Here is a 13,991-nt window from a genome sequence, read left to right on the forward strand (position 1 = left end):
GGAGGGGTGGGGGGGTGCCAGCTGGCACCGCGCCTCCCGTCCGTCCGCGTCGTGGGTGCGTCCGGCCCACCGAGCGGGCCAGATCCGTCACGTCCGGAGCCGCACACCGACGTCCTCCGCCCTCCGGGCGGAGGACGAGCGGCGTGTCCTGCCCGCTCGTGGGTGACACGACGAGCCGATCGGCCGACCGGCCGGTCGGCTTCGTCCCGCAGGGGGATGCCGATGGGAGCGCTGTCGTGTCAGGGTCGAGCAAGGGGGATCCGACCGCTGTCGAAGGAGGCGCCACGGACACGACGCACGACCGAGCGCCACGACGACGGGTCCTGCCGGTCCTCGTGTCCGCTGCCGCGCTGGCCGTCGTCGCCACGGGGGTCGGCATCGGCGTGCACCTCGAGCACGCTGCCGAGACCGCGCGACGCCTCCCTCCGGCGAGCGCCTCGTCGGAGCAGGTCCTCCGCGTCTACCTCCGCGCCGCCGAGGCCCACGACTGCGCGGTGACCGAAGCCCTCACGGCTGCGCACGCGCCGTCGTCACCCGACCAGGCGTGGTGCGGGCAGCGGCAGCCGACGTCCTGGTTCGACGAGCACCCGGACCTGCTCGCCCACCGGAACGTCGGCACCGTCGAGCGACGGCCCGCGGACGAGAACGGCGGGGTCGCGGTGCAGTGCATCCCGGTGGACGTCAAGCAGACGAACATGAACGGCGACGACCCCGGGACGCTCGAGGGGTGGCAGTTCTGCTTCCGCCACACCGCCGACGGGTGGCGGCTGTACAGCGAGGGCTACGGGTGAGCAGCCCCTCCCGGTGACCAGCCGGCCCGGACGGTCACTCACCGCCCGTGACGAGCGCCGACATCCGTGCCATCAGTCCGCGCGGGACGAACCGGTGGGCGTTCGCCGTCACGGCGTTGCCGAGGCCGGACACCACCGTCGGACCGCCCTGCCGCGCGAACGCCCGGAGCCCCACGGCCGCGACCTGCTCCGCCGACTGCCGACCGCGTTCCATGACGCCCGCCGACCCCGATCCCCGGGCGGCCTCGTCGAAGAAGCCCGTCGCGGTGGGGCCGGGGCAGAGGGCGAGGAACCGCACCCCGCTCCCCCGGTTCTCCTGCCAGACCGCCTCGGTGAACGACAGCACGAACGCCTTCGTCGCGCCGTAGACGGCCATCTGCGGCGTCGGCTGGAACGCGGCCGTCGACGCGACGGTCATCACCCCGCCGATCCGACGCTCCAGCATGCCGGGCAGGAACGCGTGGACGAGGCGGACGACCGCGGTGCAGTTGAGGTCGACCTGGGTCCGGAGCCGCTCGTCCGTCGAGGCGGCGAACGGCCCGTGGTCGCCGACGCCGGCGTTCGCGACGAGGATGTCCACCCGGGTGCCCCCGAGACGTGCGACGACCCCGTCGACGCCGTCCGCCGTGGCGAGGTCCGCGGGGAGCACCGTCGCCGTCACGCCGTGGTCGCGGCGGATGCGCTCGGCGAGCGCGTCGAGCCGGCCCTCGGACCGGGCGACCAGCACGACGTCGGCGCCGGCTGCGGCGAGCCCGAGGGCGACCGCCTCGCCGATCCCCCCACTGGCGCCGGTGACGAGGGCGCGGAGGCCACGGAAGGGGCTGCGGGGACGGCTCATGGGTCCTGCGTACACCCGGTGGTGGCGGGATCGACCCGGACGGCGTCAGGAGAGCTGGGGACGACGACGCAGGACCGCGGGGACTGCTGACCGAGCATCGACCCAGGCACTGAGCACCGGATCGATGTACCCGGTGACCAACAGGACGTCGTCGTACCGTCCTCGGAGGTCCTGGTTCCAGATGCGGTGGTGGTGGCCGATGCGGTTCCGGAGGTCGCGGAGGCGGCTGACCGGTGCACGAACGGTCGTCTGCGCTCGATCGGGAGCGCCGGGGAACCCCGTTGCGACGTCGGGCCAGAACCGCATCTGCGCCCGGGAGACCATCTGGTGCCAGAACCCGAACGAGACCTCTGAGATCAACTGCCCTGGCGTCACCGGCTTCCCGTTCTTCATGACGCGGCGCTTCGCCCTGACGACGTCCACGTAGGGGTACTGGTGCGCAGCCGGCGGCTCGCGCCGGCCGAACTCGTACTGGTCGTCGAAGATCCAGTGGCCTTCGCGCCCGAGTCGCTCGTGCCGAGCGGTCATCCGCGCATCGACAGTGTTGCGCAGGGCGACTTCGAGGTGCCCCAAGGAGCCCCAGAACGCAGCCGATGCCTCGACGTTCCAGTCGTACAACGCTCTCGCGACGGACGTGTCGCCGGACGCGGCGGCGAGGTAGTGCTGCAACCGCTCGCGACCGATGTGGTGCTCGACGGAGTCCCACGTCTCGTTGCTCAAGATCCCCCCACTGACGTAAGATCGATGTCAACACCCCGGAACCGTCCCTGTAGGCCCTCATCGGCCAGATCAGACGGCCGGGGTTCTGCTTTTGTAGCAGGGCGCGGAAGTCATCACGCCCGGCAGGTCCCCAGCCGCTCTTCTGCACGTGCCGCTGATCGGCTACTGTTCCTCGCAGAGGGAAAAATCCCGCGCCGCTCACCGGCCGGGAGCGTGCACGCGTCTCACGGGAGTCGCCACTTCTTCATCGAAGGAGTGCACCCGTGTCTGCACACACCCCACCCGCCCGTCTCCGTGACACGTGGATCGCCCTGTCCGGGCTGTCCGCCGTGTTCCTGTTCGAGATGCTCGACAACTCGGTCCTCACCGTCGCCCTGCCGACGATCGGTCGGGACCTCGCCGCGTCCACTGCCTCGCTCCAGTGGGTCTCGAGCGCGTACTCGGTCGCGTTCGGCGGGCTCATGCTCCTGTTCGGGGCGGTCGCCGACCGGTTCGGCCGCCGCCGCACGATGCTCGTCGGGCTGGTGCTGCTCGCCGCGGCGAGCGCCGCGACCGTCCTGGTGACCAGCGTGGAGCAGCTCATCGTCGTCCGGGTCCTCACAGGCCTCGCCGCCGCGATGACCACGCCCGGCTCGATGGCCCTGACCTTCCGGCTCTTCTCCGCCGACCACCTGCGCGTCCGGGCGCTGACCGTGGTGTCGACCGCCGGGCTCGTCGGGCTGGCGGTCGGCCCGACGGTCGGCGGCTTCGTGCTCACGGTGGCGCCGTGGCAGGTGCTCCTGGTGGCGAACGTGCCGATCGCCCTCGTCGCGCTCGTCGGCATCCGCTCCGGGATCGTGGCCGATCGGCCGGCGGACCTGCACCGGCACCCGCTCGACCTCGTCGGCGCCGTGCTCGGCACGGCCGCCGTCGTCGGCGTCCTGGTGACCCCGACGCTCGCCGTGTCCACCACCGGCTGGCCGACCTGGGCCGCGGCGACCGCCACCGTTGCCGCCGTCGCGGGCTTCGTCGTGCGGGAGCGGACGGCCCCGCACCCGCTGCTCGACCTCACCCTGGTGGCACGGCCCCTCGTCGCGAGCGGTCTGGCGTACAAGGCCGCCGCCGGGCTCGCCACCGCCGGGCTGTCCTACGCGGTGACCCTGCAGCTGCAGGCTGCGTGGGGGTGGCCGCCGGCCCTCGCCGCGCTCGGCACCCTGCCCCAGGTCGTGGTGCTCCTCGCGAGCGGCCGCTTCGTCGGGCCCGTCGTCCGGCGGGTCGGGCTCGATCGGGCCGCGTGGACGAGCGCCACGGCCGTCGTCGTCGGGCTCGCCGTGTTCACCCTGTCCGGGCGTACCGGGTACCCGGCGGTCGCGGTCGCCCTCGTGCTCGTCGCGGCCGGGATGCGTGTCGTCGGAGCGGTCGCCGGCGCGAGTGTCCTGTCCGGGCTCCCGACGGACCGCACGTCGATCGGGGCGGCACTCGTCGACACCGCGAGCGAACTCGCCACGGCGGTGGGGATCGCTGCGACCGGGACGGTGCTCGCCGCGCTCGTCCCCGGCAGCGTGACCGTCGCCCGGACCACGGCAGCGCACGCTGCCGCCGTCGTCGGTGCGCTGCAGGTCGCCGGGGCCGTGATCACCGTGGTCGCGGCGCTGTTCGTCGCCGTCGGGGTGCTCCGCGCGCGACGCGGCGCGGGCACGCCGGAACCGACGCCGACCCCGACCCCGCCGGTGCCGTCCACGTCCTCTTCCTCTTCCTCTTCCTCGTCCACTTCCGCCGACCACCACCAGGAGCCCTCCCGTGCCTGACACCACCTCGCCCCGCCCGCCCTTCGACCCCGAACTCGGCGTCTTCCTCACCGCACTCGAGGCCCGTGGACCGTTCACCATCGACGCCGCGGCCCTGCCCCGGATGCGTGCGCTCGAGATCACCGAGCAGGAGCTCGACGACCGCCTGCGCGCCCGCGGGCTCGAGCGGCGGCGCATCACCGTCCCCGGACACGGCGGTGACCCGATCGACCTCGCGGTCATCCAGCGCGCCGGCCGGACCGGTCCGACCACGGGCGTCTACACGATCCACGGCGGGGGCATGGTGATGGGCCACCACCTCGGCAACCTCGAATCGTACGACGACTGGCTGCTCGACCACGACGTCGTGCTGGTCAGCGTGGACTACCGTCTCGCCCCGGAGCACCCCGACCCGACCCCGGTCGAGGACTGCTACGCCGGACTCGTCTGGGTCGCGGAGCACGCCGACGAGCTCGGCATCGACCGGGCGCGCCTCGTCGTCGCCGGCCAGAGCGCCGGCGGGGGCCTCGCCGCGGGGACCGTCCTCCTTGCCCGGGACCGCAGCGGCCCCGAGGTCCTCGCGCAGGTCCTGGTCTCCCCGATGCTCGACGACCGCGACGCCTCCGTGTCGACCCGGCAGATCGACGGCGTCGGCGTGGCCGACCGCCAGGCGATGCACTTCAGCTGGGGCGCGTACCTCGGCGAGCGCCGGGGCACCGACGACGTGTCCCCGTACGCGGCACCGGCGCGCGCCGAGGACCTGTCCGGACTCCCCCGCACCTACGTCGACTGCGGCAGCGCCGAGGTCTTCCGTGACGAGACCGTGGCGTTCGCGAGCGCGCTGTGGGCCGCCGGGGTCGACGCCGAGCTGCACGTGTGGCCGGGCGCGTTCCACGGCTTCACGAGCATGGTGCCGGGAGCGGCGGTCTCGCGGTCGGCGGTCGCGGCCCTCGCCGACTGGACGACCCGGCTGCTCGGGGAACCCGACCCGGCGCCGCGCACCTGACGCGCACGGACGGGAGGCACGGTGCGGACCCGCACCGTGCCTCCCGTCCGTCGAGTCAGCCCTTCACCGCTCCCGCCGACATCCCCGAGACCAGGTTGCGCTGGATGATCATGAAGAACACCACGACCGGCAGCGAGAACAGCACGGACGCGGCCATCTGACCGGTGAAGTCGGTGCCGGTCGTCTGGGTGGTGAACGACGCGAGCCACACGGGCAGCGTGTAGTGCGCCTGGTCCTGCATGAACGTGTACGCGACGATGTAGTCGTTCCACGCGGCGATGAACGCGAAGACGCTCGTCGCGATCATGCCCGGCATCACCAGGGGGAAGAGCACCTTCGTCAGGACCTGCCACGTACTGGCACCGTCGATGCGCGCTGCCTCCTCGACCTCCATCGGGATCGCGAGGAAGAAGCCGCGCATGACCCAGATCGAGAACGGCAGCACCGCAGCCACGTAGGCCAGGATCAGCCCCGCGTAGGTACCGGTGAGGCCGACCTGGTTGAAGATGAGGAACTGCGGGATGAGCAGTGCGGTCCCCGGCAGCATCTGGACGAGCAGGATCGTGACGAGGATCGTGCGACGGCCACGGAACCGGAACCGCGAGAGTGCCGCCGACGCCAGGATGCCCAGGGCCAGCGAGAGCACGACGGCCCCTGCCACGACGATGGTCGAGTTGCCCAGGTAGATCAGGAAGTCCGCTCGGGTGAAGGCCGTCACGAAGTTGTCGAGCGTGGGGTGAGCCGGAGCGAAGAGCGGGGTGCTGGTCAGGGCCTCGGAGCGGGGCTTGAAGGCCGTGTTGATCATCCAGTAGACCGGGAAGATCCAGACGACGCAGAACACGATCGCGATGGAGCTGCTGATCCAGCGCACGGGGCGCCGGCGACGGCGGATGCGTCTCGTCGCCGCGACGCCCTCGGGGGTGGGGACGGCTGCGGGGACGTCGGCTCGGACGGGGACGCCCGTCGGCATCGCGGTGGTCACAGCTCTTCTCCCGATCGGACGAGGTTCCGGATGTAGAGGGCACTGAGCGCCATGAGGATCAGCGCCGCGATCACGGCGACCGCCGAGCCGGTCCCGATGTCGTGCCCGACGAATGCGGTGACGTAGGTGAAGACACCGAGGGTGGACGTCGCACCGTCCGGACCGCCCTGCGAGACGAGCCAGATCTGGTTGAAGACGTTGAAGTCCCAGATGATCGAGAGCATAGTGACGAGGAGCAGGGTCGGTCGGAGGTACTCGATCGTGACGACGCGGTACACCGTCCACTCGGAGCCGCCGTCGAGCCGGACGGCCTCCTTCACCTCGATCGGGATCTGCGTCTCGGCGGCGTACAGGGTGAGCGCGATGAAGGGCACCGCCTGCCAGACGACGAGCATCCAGATGGACGTGTACGCCAGGCCGGCGCTGTTGCCCCAGTCGGTGTCGGTCATGTCACCGAAGACCCGGAGCTGCGTGAGCGCCCAGTTCACGACCCCGTAGCCCGGCTGGAAGAGCCAGTTCCACACGAGCGAGGACGCCACGTTCGGCATGCCCCACGCACAGATCAGGACGATCGTGACGGCGTAGCGGAGCACCACGCCCAGCCGGGTCATCAGGTGCGAGACGCCCGCGCCGATCAGGATGCTCCCGAGGACCATCGCCGCCGTGAACAGCACGGTGCGGACGAGCGATGCCCAGAAGGCCGGGTCGGAGAGGATCTGCCCGTACTGCGCCAGCCCGACGGCGTCGTACGCACCGGTGAAGAGCGAGCGCTGGTCGTAGTCGGTGAACGACGTGAAGACCAGGAAGACGATGGGGGCGACCGTCACGAAGACGAGCACGAGCCCTGCTGGGGTCAGGAGCCAGAGGGGGGCGAACGAGCGGGTTGCCCGGCGCTGCGGAGCGCCGCCGGGACGATCCCCGGGCGAGCGGTCGGGGCGGCTGCGGCGCTCCGTGCTCGGGCGGGTGGCTGAGACGGTCACGTCTGGCCTTTCCGGTCGGGGCGGGCGGTACGGGAGCCGTCGCGTGACGACGGCACCCGCACCGTCCTGGTGGGTCGTCCTACTGCTTGTTCAGGACGTCGTCGGCGGCCTTGTCGAAGGTCGCCGCGGCTTCCTCCGGCGTCTTCGAACCGGAGACGATGCTCGAGAACAGGGTGTTGATGCTCTGGTCACCCTCGAGGTCGGCCCACCGGGCGTTGGCCGGGGTCGCCTTCGAGTTCAACGCGGCGGTGAAGAAGGCCTTGTTGATCGCGCTCAGGCTGGAGTCGGCGGCCTTGATGCCCTCGGTGCTGTTCGGGATCCAGCCGTTGTCGCCGTAGACGTACTTGCTCTGGACGTCCGGGCTCGACGCGATCTCGACCCACTTGAGCGCCAGGTCGGTGTTGCCGGACTTCGCTGCGATGCCCCAGTCCGATCCACCGAGCATGACCGGCTGTGTCTTCCCGGACTTCCCCGGGAACGGGAAGGTGCCCATCGTGTCCGCCGTCATCTCCGGGTTCGCCTGCTCGATGAGCCCGAGCGTGCCGCTGGTGCTGAGGATGGCCGATGTCTTGCCGTCCGCGAAGACCTGGTTCATGTCCGGGCTGTCGGTGTTGAGGGTGGCCGAGGCCTTCGTCGAGTACGCGTTCGCGAACGCCCGGAAGTCCTCGAGGCCCTGCTGCGCCTTCGCGTCGCCGAACCCGGCCTTCCACGTCCCGCCGTCCTCGGTCGCGATGTCACCGCCCGCGTCCCAGACGAACTGCATCCCGGCGTACCAGTACTGACCGGGCATGTAGAAGGCGGAGAAGTCCTTCGCGGTGTTCGCTGCCTTGACCTTGTCGAGGTCGGCCGTCAGTTCCTCGTAGGTGGTCGGGACCTCCGTGATGCCGGCGTCCTTCCACATCTGCTTGTTGTAGATGACCGATCGGGCGCCGGCGAAACCGGGGACGCCGTAGAGCGAGCCCTCCACCGTGGCCGGGTCGGACAGGCCGTCGAGCCAGGTCTGCCCCTGTGCCAGGTCCGACTCGTACGGGGTGAGGTCCAGCAACGCGCCGTTCGCTGCGTAGCTCGCGACCTGCGTGTTGCCGAGGTCGAGGACGTCCGGCGGCGTGTTCGTGGCCAGCGCGGTCGAGACCTTGGTCGTGATGCCGTCCCACTGCTGGATCTGCACCTTGACCTTCGCGCCGGTCTCCTTCTCGAACTGGTCGTTGATCGCGGCGATGGTCTTGTCGGAGTAGTCCCCGGTCATCGCCCACACGGTCAGCGTCTTGCCGTCCCCCTTGACGTCCCCGATCTCCTTGGTGCCACCGCTGCCACCAGCACCGGTGTTGCCGGCGCTGGAGCACGCGGTCACCCCGAGGGCGACGGTCAGGGCCACGGCAGCTGCTGCCGCGAACTTCTTCGTACGCATTGCTTCTCCTTGGTGGTCGTTCTGCTGTGTCGGATCAGCTGACCCCGAGCTCCGCGGCGAGCAGGAACGCTGCCCCGCCCCGGAGGATCAGGTCGCTGTTGGTGGACGTGGCCGTCACGGCGAGGTCGTCACCCACGCTCGCGAGCGTGCGGGCCGAGACGGTGTCGTGCACGGCTTGCACGAGGGGACCCTCGACGAGGTCGGCGGGCCCGGTGACGACGATCTCGGTGATGTTCACAGCACTGACGATCGGAGCGAGCACCCGGCCGAGGGTGTCCCCCGCAGACCGGAGGAGGCCGGCACGGTCGGCGACGGGGGCAGCGTCGAGCCGCCGAGCCAGGTGGTCGGCCCCGATGATCACCTCGAGGCACCCACGGCGCCCGCAGGGGCACGGCTCGCCGTCCTCGTCGATCGTCAGGTGGCCGATCTCACCTGCCGCGTAGCGCTCACCGAGCACGAGTCGTCCGCCGAGCACCATCCCCGTCCCCACGCCGTGCTCGAGCGCGACGACGAGCACGTCCCGGGTCGGGTCGACCTCGAAGGCGTGGACGCCGAGCGCCGCGACGTTCGCGTCGTTGAGGACGTGCACCGGGAGCCGGAAGTGCTCGGCGAGCTGCCGCTGCAGGGGCAAGCCGCCCCCGAGTGCGACCGAGTCGAGGACCGTGCCCGTCTCGTCGATGACGCCGGGGCACCCGACGGCGATCCCGAGCAGGCGACGCGACGTCGTCGCCGCCAGGCGCTCGACGAGTCGGATGATGCGGTTGAGGGCCTGGTCCCCGACGGCACCGTCGACCTCGATCTTCGCGCTGTCGACGACGTCGCCACGCAGGTTCGTGACCGCCCCGACGAAGTGGTCGGGGACGGAGAGGTCCACGACGACGATGTGGAAGGCGTCGACGTTCAGGTTGATCAGGGTCGCGGGCTTCCCGACGCGCAGGTCCTCGCGGGGCCCGAGTTCGGTGACGAGGGCATCGGCCTCGAGTTCGGCGACCAGACCGGAGACGGTCGGCCGGGTGAGCCCCGAGTGCCGGGAGAGGTCCGCTCGGCTCATCGCGCCGTCGGTGAAGAGCGTCTGCAGGATCAGGGAGCGGTTGAGCGCCCGGCTGTGCTGCGGCAGGGCCTTGCTCCGTTGACGCCGTACCTGCGCCGCGAAGGGTGCCGGAGCATCCGTGTCGTTCGCCAATGGGGTTCCTCCCTCCGAGTGGTTGCCTTAGTAAAGGACCGTTCCTAATCCGATGTCAAGCACCGATCTGAAGCCGTAACAGCCCCGTGATCTCGCGGAAACACTGCTCGACACGCTCTTGCCAGCGTCGAGTTAGGCGTGTTTACTAACCCGCATGCGCAGCCTTGACGCCGCGTCCTCGCTGACGAGGCCGCGCACCCCCAGGACGGGAGCACCATGAGGATCGGCCTCGACATCGGCGGGACGAAGATCGACGCCGTCGCCGTCTCACCGGCGGGCGACGTGGTCGATCGGGTCCGGGTCCCGACCGGCTTCGGGCCCGACGCGGTGGTGGCCGAGACGCTCGCCGTCGTCCGATCGCTCGAGGTCCGGACGCGCTCGACCGCGGACACGATCGGCATCGGTGTCCCCGGTCTGGTCGACCACGAGACCGGCTGGGTGCGACACGCTGTCAACCTCGGGCTCTCGGAGGTCGCACTCGGTCCGCTGGTGGCCGCTGCGACGGGCGCGGCGGTCCAGGTCGAGAACGACGTGAACGTCGCCGCGCTCGGTGCCGCGCAGGCGATGCAGCTCGACGGGCCGCACGCGTACCTGAACATCGGGACGGGACTCGCCGCCGGACTCGTCGTCGACCGGCGCCTGTGGCGCGGAGCACGGGGCAACGCCGGCGAGGTCGGGCACATCCCGGTCGTGCCGGACGGGCAGCCCTGCGTGTGCGGTCAGCGCGGCTGCCTCGAGACCCTCGCATCGGGGTCCGCCCTGGCAGTCGCGTGGCCGGGCCACGGCAGCTCCGCAGCGACGGCCCTGTTCGACTCGGCCGACGCGGGTGATCCCGCTGCCGTCGCCGTCCGCGACCGCTTCGTCTCGGGCCTCGCATCGGCCGTGCGCATCCTCGTCGTCACGGCCGACGTCGAGTCGGTCGTCGTCGGCGGTGGGCTCGCCACCCTCGGCGAACGCCTGCTCGCCCGCGTGCGCGCCGGCTTCGACGGCGCCGCGCGCACGTCCCCCTTCGCCGCCTCGCTCGACCTGTCGTCCAGGGTCCACATCGCCCCCGTCGACCGTCCGCTCGCCGCACTCGGGGCCGCGTTCCTCGCGCCCGCGCCGGCCGTCTCGACCGCCTGACCGCGGTCGAGCCAGCCGTCTCGACCGCCTGACCGCGGTCGACCGGCCGCCCGCACCACCGAAGCCTCGAACCCACCGATCGCGTCCCGACGCAGCGGAAGTGAGCACACCATGACCGGAACATCCCGTCCCTCCGACCACGACAGCCCCCGAGCGAGCGGCACGCTGACGCGCCGAGGGATCGTGCTCGGCGCCGCGGCGACCGTCGCGTCCGCCGCGGTCACGCTCGGCGCCCCGGGCATCGCCGCCGCGACGCCGCCGGCCGTACCGCGCGGGGGTGCTCGACCCCCGGCCGGTCCGGTGTCGCGCGGCCGTTCCCGCGACCTCGCCTACGAGTACCTCGACCTCCGCATGGACGAGTACGGCTCCGGCACGGAGCTCCGCCTCCCCCGCAGCTACTTCGGTGGGTACTTCGCGTCGCTGCCCACCGAGTTCGTGTCGTCGTTCGCCTACGACGATGCCCTCATGGTGCTGGCCTGGCTCGGCCGGGGCCGGCACCGCGACGTCCAGCGGGCCACGGTGCTCGGGGACACCCTGCTGGCGCTGCAGGCTGCGGACCCGATCGGCGACGGTCGGACCCGGGCCTCGTACCAACCCGACACCTTCCCCGTCGCGACGCCCCCGCGTCCGATCGACATCGGTTCCCCCGCCGCCTACACGGGGAACCAGTCGTGGGTCGGCATGGCGTTCTGCCGCCTGTTCGTGGTCACCCGGGAACGTCGGTTCCTCGACGGCGCGCTCCGGCTCGGCACCTGGATCGAGACGAACGCCCGCGACGACGTACGACAGCCCGCCGGGTACACGGGCGGACGGAACGCCGACGACCAGCCGATCACCTACAAGTCGACCGAGCACAACATCGACGTGACGGCGTTCTTCACCCAGCTCGCCCGGCTCACCGGCGACCGCACCTGGTCCCGACGAGCGACCCTGGCGGAGTCCTTCGTCCGCGCGATGCAGGACCGGACCGACGGGCACCTGTGGACCGGCACCGACCCGGACGGCACGACGATCAACCGCACGCCGATCCCCGAGGACGTGCAGGTCTGGGCGTACCTCGCCACGCTCGATCGCCGGTACTCCGCATCGGTCACCTGGGTGCTCGACCACCTCATCGCCCACGACGGTCCGTACACCGGCCCGTCCTTCTCGGACACGGACGTCAGCAAGGTCTGGTTCGAGGGGTCCGGTCAGCTGGCGCTCGCCCTGGAGGCGCGGGGCACGCGAACGGACCGCACCCGGTCCGCCTCGGTCCTCGACAGCGTCCAGCTCGCGCAGCGCACGCAGGCGAACGGCGACGGGAAGGGCATCGTCTCGGCGTCGTCCGACGGACTCGACACCGGGTTCGGCGACCTCTACCACTCGAGCCTGCACACCGGTGCGACGGCCTGGTACCTGCTCGCCGTCACCCGCACGAACCCGTTCCGCCTCTGACCATCCCGATCCGTCCCCGACCACCCCGGAAGGACAGCACCGCATGCTCATCCCCCGCCCCCGCTCCCGCGTCGACGGCGCCGGCTCGTTCACCCTCGACGAGCGGACCCGCGTCACCGCCGACCCCGCGGCCGAGCCGGTCGCGCAGTACCTGCAGCAGGTCCTGCGCGCCTCCACCCGTCTCCCCCTGTTCGGCGCCGCCGGCGCGACCGACGTCCCCCTGGTCGCCCTCCGGATCGCCGCCGATCCGAGTGACCTGCCGGAGGGCCCCGGCGGTGACCGCTCGGAGGCCTTCCGGCTGGAGGTCACCACCGAGGGCGTCGTCGTCACCGGCGGCGGCCCCGCCGGCGTCTTCTACGGCGTCCAGGCACTGCTCCAGCTGCTCCCCGCCGACGTGTACCGCCGCGGCCAGGTGCGCACCGAGGGGTGGACGCTCCCGGTGACGGTCGTCGAGGACGCCCCGGCCTTCGCCTGGCGCGGCGTGATGCTCGACGTCGCCCGGCACTTCCGCACGAAGGCGGAGGTCCTGCGCCTCGTCGACCAGCTCGCCGTGCACCGGCTCAACCGCCTGCACTTCCACCTGACCGAGGACCAGGGCTGGCGCATCGAGATCACGAAGTACCCGCGGCTCACCGAGGTCGGGTCGTGGCGCACCGAGTCGCAGGTCGGCGCACACGTGCCGGACGCGGACGGCACGCTCCGGGTCGCGGGGAAGGACGGACGCCCGCACGGCGGCTCCTACACCCAGGACGACATCCGCGAGATCGTGGCCTACGCGGCCGACCGGTTCGTCACGGTCGTGCCGGAGATCGAGACCCCCGGACACGTCCGCGCCGCGCTGGCCGCGTACCCGGAGCTCGGCGTGCACCCGGAGCGGCAGCTCGACGTGTGGACCGAGTGGGGCATCGCGCACGACGTGATGAACGCCGAGGACAGCACGGTGCGGTTCTTCACGGACGTGCTCGACGAGGTCGTCGCGCTCTTCCCCTCCGAGTACATCGGCCTCGGCGGCGACGAGTGCCCGAAGGACCAGTGGGAGGACGATCCCCGCACCCAGGAGCGCATCCGGGAGCTCGGCCTCGCGGACGAGGAGCAGCTGCAGGCCTGGATCGTCGGACAGCTCGCGGCGCACCTCGAGTCGCACGGACGCCGGGCGTTCGGGTGGGACGAGATCCTCGAGGGCGGCACGCTGTCCCCGTCGGCGACCGTCGTCTCGTGGCGCGGGTTGCAGGGTGCGATCACCGCCGCACGGCGTGGGCACGACGTCATCTCGACACCGGACGACCAGGTCTACCTCGACTACCGGCAGAGCGACCTGCCGAACGAGCCGATCCCGGTGTCGATCGTGCTCACCGTCGACGACGTGTACGCCTTCGACCCGGTGCCCGCGGAGCTCACCGAGGCGGAGCGGGCACACGTCATCGGTGGGCAGGCGAACATGTGGACCGAGCACGTCGACACCGTCGGCCGACTCGACTACCAGCTGTTCCCGCGCGTGGTCGCCCTGTCCGAGGCGCTCTGGTCGGCGGACGTCGCCCGCCCTCGCGACGTCGAGGAGTTCCGGCAGCGGTTGACGCACCACCTCACCCGGCTCGACGCGCTCGGCGTCGCGTACCGGCACGAGTCCGGCCCGCGCCCGTGGGAGGAACGGCCCGGTGTGCCGGGTCGCCCCCAGACGCGTGCGGAGCGCGCCGCGTACATCGACGCGGTCACCGCGAACATCGCGAACGGCGCGTCGACGCCGTAGTCGCGACCGGGCGG

The 13,991-nt window shown here is 71.7% G+C and carries 12 protein-coding genes; 6 read left to right on the top strand and 6 right to left on the bottom strand.

The features are described from left to right. Positions 1-236: 236 nt before the first annotated feature. A complete protein-coding gene (locus tag M3677_RS16585) occupies positions 237-791 on the top strand; it encodes a hypothetical protein (protein ID WP_209684707.1) in 555 nt (184 codons plus the stop codon). A gap of 34 nt (positions 792-825) precedes the next feature. On the opposite strand, the gene M3677_RS16590 is transcribed toward M3677_RS16585, so the two are convergent. After that, on the bottom strand, positions 826-1,629 hold the full coding sequence (locus tag M3677_RS16590) for an SDR family oxidoreductase (protein ID WP_209684709.1): 804 nt from the start codon (positions 1,627-1,629) through the stop codon (positions 826-828). 45 nt (positions 1,630-1,674) lie between these two features. Beyond that, positions 1,675-2,349, bottom strand: coding sequence for a hypothetical protein (locus M3677_RS16595; protein WP_251161092.1), 675 nt, complete (start codon positions 2,347-2,349; stop codon positions 1,675-1,677). Positions 2,350-2,612: 263 nt separating this feature from the next. On the opposite strand from M3677_RS16595, the gene M3677_RS16600 reads away from it, so the two are divergent. Further along, positions 2,613-4,136: an MFS transporter gene (locus tag M3677_RS16600; RefSeq protein ID WP_308201988.1), complete on the top strand. Its 1,524-nt coding sequence runs from the start codon at positions 2,613-2,615 to the stop codon at positions 4,134-4,136. Then, entirely contained in the window at positions 4,129-5,121 is a 993-nt protein-coding gene (locus tag M3677_RS16605) for an alpha/beta hydrolase (RefSeq protein WP_066651234.1), read from the top strand. Before M3677_RS16600 ends, M3677_RS16605 begins: the two co-directional genes overlap by 8 nt. A 55-nt stretch (positions 5,122-5,176) precedes the next feature. On the opposite strand, the gene M3677_RS16610 is transcribed toward M3677_RS16605, so the two are convergent. The 4 genes from M3677_RS16610 to M3677_RS16625 all read right to left on the bottom strand — a co-directional run bounded on the left by M3677_RS16610 (position 5,177) and on the right by M3677_RS16625 (position 9,674). After that, complete coding sequence (locus M3677_RS16610; protein WP_251161093.1) at positions 5,177-6,103, bottom strand: carbohydrate ABC transporter permease; 927 nt, start codon at positions 6,101-6,103, stop codon at positions 5,177-5,179. Then, positions 6,100-7,083 (bottom strand): carbohydrate ABC transporter permease, encoded by a 984-nt coding sequence (locus M3677_RS18525; protein WP_066651231.1) that lies wholly within the window; start codon positions 7,081-7,083, stop codon positions 6,100-6,102. Before M3677_RS18525 ends, M3677_RS16610 begins: the two co-directional genes overlap by 4 nt. A 79-nt stretch (positions 7,084-7,162) precedes the next feature. After that, on the bottom strand, positions 7,163-8,491 hold the full coding sequence (locus M3677_RS16620; protein WP_251154377.1) for a sugar ABC transporter substrate-binding protein: 1,329 nt from the start codon (positions 8,489-8,491) through the stop codon (positions 7,163-7,165). Between the two features lie 34 nt (positions 8,492-8,525). Next, entirely contained in the window at positions 8,526-9,674 is a 1,149-nt protein-coding gene (locus M3677_RS16625; RefSeq protein ID WP_251154378.1) for an ROK family transcriptional regulator, read from the bottom strand. Positions 9,675-9,890: 216 nt separating this feature from the next. Between M3677_RS16625 and M3677_RS16630 the strand changes: the two genes are divergently transcribed. The 3 genes from M3677_RS16630 to M3677_RS16640 all read left to right on the top strand — a co-directional run bounded on the left by M3677_RS16630 (position 9,891) and on the right by M3677_RS16640 (position 13,977). Continuing rightward, positions 9,891-10,796: an ROK family protein gene (locus tag M3677_RS16630; RefSeq protein WP_251161094.1), complete on the top strand. Its 906-nt coding sequence runs from the start codon at positions 9,891-9,893 to the stop codon at positions 10,794-10,796. Positions 10,797-10,907: 111 nt separating this feature from the next. Beyond that, the gene (locus M3677_RS16635; RefSeq protein WP_251161095.1) at positions 10,908-12,230 is read left to right on the top strand and encodes a hypothetical protein; all 1,323 of its coding nucleotides are present in this window, start codon (positions 10,908-10,910) and stop codon (positions 12,228-12,230) included. Between the two features lie 43 nt (positions 12,231-12,273). Further along, positions 12,274-13,977, top strand: coding sequence for a beta-N-acetylhexosaminidase (locus tag M3677_RS16640; protein WP_251161096.1), 1,704 nt, complete (start codon positions 12,274-12,276; stop codon positions 13,975-13,977). Positions 13,978-13,991: the final 14 nt, after the last annotated feature.

This window comes from Curtobacterium sp. P97 (assembly GCF_023712445.1).
Lineage (GTDB): Bacteria > Actinomycetota > Actinomycetes > Actinomycetales > Microbacteriaceae > Curtobacterium.

What these genes read in the sequence shown, in the direction of transcription:
- M3677_RS16590 (WP_209684709.1), bottom strand. Translation starts at nt 1,629, where the DNA reads ATGAGCCGTCCCCGCAGCCCCTTCCGTGGCCTCCGCGCCCTCGTCACC.
- M3677_RS16620 (WP_251154377.1), bottom strand. Translation starts at nt 8,491, where the DNA reads ATGCGTACGAAGAAGTTCGCGGCAGCAGCTGCCGTGGCCCTGACCGTC.
- M3677_RS16630 (WP_251161094.1), top strand. Translation starts at nt 9,891, where the DNA reads ATGAGGATCGGCCTCGACATCGGCGGGACGAAGATCGACGCCGTCGCC.
- M3677_RS16635 (WP_251161095.1), top strand. Translation starts at nt 10,908, where the DNA reads ATGACCGGAACATCCCGTCCCTCCGACCACGACAGCCCCCGAGCGAGC.
- M3677_RS16640 (WP_251161096.1), top strand. Translation starts at nt 12,274, where the DNA reads ATGCTCATCCCCCGCCCCCGCTCCCGCGTCGACGGCGCCGGCTCGTTC.